The 2,866-nt window shown below is 31.0% G+C and carries 2 protein-coding genes; both read left to right on the forward strand.

What is annotated here, in order from left to right; translation table 11 throughout:
- The coding region (locus ACIQ11_RS10115) for a DUF5686 family protein (RefSeq protein ID WP_396154554.1) at positions 1 to 2,422 on the forward strand (2,422 nt) is incomplete at its 5' end.
- A 174-nt stretch (positions 2,423 to 2,596) separates the two neighbouring features.
- A partial coding sequence (locus ACIQ11_RS10120; protein WP_396154556.1) for an inorganic diphosphatase occupies positions 2,597 to 2,866 on the forward strand: 270 nt, incomplete at its 3' end.

The following is a 2,866-nucleotide window of genomic DNA, read 5'->3' on the forward strand; positions in this document are numbered from 1 at the left end:
AGTAAGTGGAATTATATTAGATGACGCCAAACAACCTGTTTCTTATGCAACGGTAGCTTTTAAAAATTCCGCAGAAGGTGTAATTGCCGACGAAAACGGAAAATTTTACTTAGAATCAAAAAAAACATATCCTACATTAGTGATTTCCTTTGTTGGGTATAAAGACAAAGAAATATCGCTTTCTGGCGAACATAATTACGATTTAAAAATTGTTTTAGAAAACGCAAACGAAATTGCAGAAGTAAAAGTGTATGGCGGAAAAACTTCTAAGAAAAACAATCCTGCTATAGATATTCTTAGAAAAATTTGGGAAAGAAAAAAGAAAAATGGATTGCGTCAATTTAATCAATATGAATACGATAAGTATGAAAAAATTGAATTTGATATCAATTCTATAGACAGCACATTTATGAAAAATAAAATCTTCAAAAATGTAGAATTTATTTTTCAACACGTGGATACTTCAGCCATTACTGGTAAAAATTTCTTGCCTATTTTCATTAACGAAACCAAAAGCAAAGTATATGGCGACAATGTAAAAAACAAAACAAAAGACGTTTTAGAAGCCAATAAATATTCTGGATTTGGAAATGCAAATAATGATGGTGTAAATGCCTTTTTAAAAGATTTATATGCCGATTATGATATTTATAACAACTACCTTAAATTTTTCGATAAAGATTTTGTAAGTCCTTTATCAAGAACTGGAATTCAAGTATATAATTACGTTTTAGCAGACAGTACATTTATTGATAAAAAATGGTGTTATAATATTGTATACTACCCGAGAAGAAAAAATGAATTGACTTTTAAAGGCGATTTTTGGGTAAACGATTCTACTTATGCCATTAAGAGTATCAATATGGAAGCCAGTAAAAGCGCCAATATCAACTGGGTGCGAGATATTTATATTGAGCAAGAATTTGATGTACTAAACGATTCGGTTTTTTTATTGAAACGAGATCATATGATGACGGATTTTGCGTTAACTAAAAAAGAAGGTTCAAATGGTATGTACGGAAAACGAACAACTATGTTCAAAAATCATCAATTCAATAACGAAAAAGACGATAAATTTTACCGGGAAGAAGTCAATACTTTTAATAAAGAAGCGTTTACCAAAACAGATGAATATTGGGAAGAAAATCGTTTTGAAAGTCTAAATTCTAATGAAAAAGGAATTTATGAAATGCTCGATACCCTAAAAACAGTTCCAAAAATTAAAAGGTTTTACAATTTAGTATCTATTTTAGGAAGTGGCTACATTCAAGTTGGAAAATTTGACATCGGACCTATTTTCTCCACTTTCGGATACAATGACGTTGAAGGGCAACGTATTAGATTAGGAGGAAGAACGTACTTTGGCCCTAATGACCCTTGGCGTATTCAGGGATACACTGCTTATGGTTTTAAAGACCAAAAAATAAAATACGGAATCAATGCTCGAGTAATGCTGGATAAGAAAAATCGCTTTATCGCCTCTTTTGGAAACCGAAGAGATGTTGAGCAAATTGGCGTAAGCTTAACCACTTCTAATGATGTATTGGGTAGAAGTTTTGCTTCTTCTTCCTTTTTCTCAAGTGGCATAAACAATAAATTAACGAATGTAAATTTAACCAATTTAGGTTTCGAAATAGAACCCGTTAAAAATCTGGTTTTCGAAAGTAGTTTTTCATACAGAACCTTATCATCTGCCTCTCCAGAATTTAAGTTGGACTATTTTACAGATGACACTTTTAGTAAAACAGCTAACAAAATAACTCAATCTGAAGTCAATTTCTTAATCAACTATACGCCAAATAGAAAAATGATTGGCTATGGCGTGGATCGAATGGAAGTAGATTTAAATTATCCAAGAATTTTTGTAAGTTATTCTCAAGGATTAAAAGGGGTTTTAAATAGCGATTTCAACTATTCAAAATTACAGCTTTTTTATCGACAACCATTATTAATTGGTGGATTTGGACGATTATTCACGACTTTAGAAGTAGGAAAAACTTTCGGAACAGTTCCTTTATCTTTAATGGGAATAATACCTGGTAATCAATCGTTTTTTATTATCGACAATACCTATAATTTATTAAACTATTACGATTTTGTTGCCGACCAATATACCTCGCTTCATTTGGAACATAATTTTAATGGAAAATTATTTTCAAGAGTGCCTTTACTTAGAAAACTAAATTGGCGAGAAATCATAGGTGTAAAAGCCGTTTATGGTTCCGTTTCAAATGAAAACAGAGCACTTAATGCCTCTGGACAAATTTATCAAGCACCAGTAGATGGGTATTACGAATATTCTGCCGGAATAGGTAATATTTTTAAAGTGATGCGAGTGGATGCCTCTTGGCGTGGAAGTTATTTTGATATTCCTGAAGCTCGAAAATTCACAATTCGAGTAGGTTTTGGATTTTATTTTTAAGAGATTATCATTCTTGTTATTTTAAAAAAATTAATTTTTCATAATTTTTTTAATGTTTTTTTATGGTAAATGTATTTTTACTATTATAAAATCTATAATTTAAGAAATCGAATACGTGCTAAACCCTAAGCTCTAACTTTTTTCTACCTTTGCAGTCGATAAATAAATACAAAAATGACAGCAGATAAAGTAACAACATTTGATGTTTTGGTGGAAATTCCAAGAGGAAGTCGAAACAAATATGAATATGATTTTGATTTAAAAAGAATGCGTTTTGATAGAATGCTATTTTCTTCAATGATGTATCCAGCAGATTACGGATTTATCCCTGAAACATTAGCATTAGACGGTGATCCTCTGGATGTATTAGTTTTAGTAACCAAGCCAACATTTCCAGGATGTGTTATCGAAGTAAAACCTATTGGAGTATTTCATATGGCAGAT

The sequence above is a fragment of the Flavobacterium sp. genome (assembly GCF_044361065.1).
Taxonomy (GTDB): Bacteria; Bacteroidota; Bacteroidia; order Flavobacteriales; family Flavobacteriaceae; genus Flavobacterium.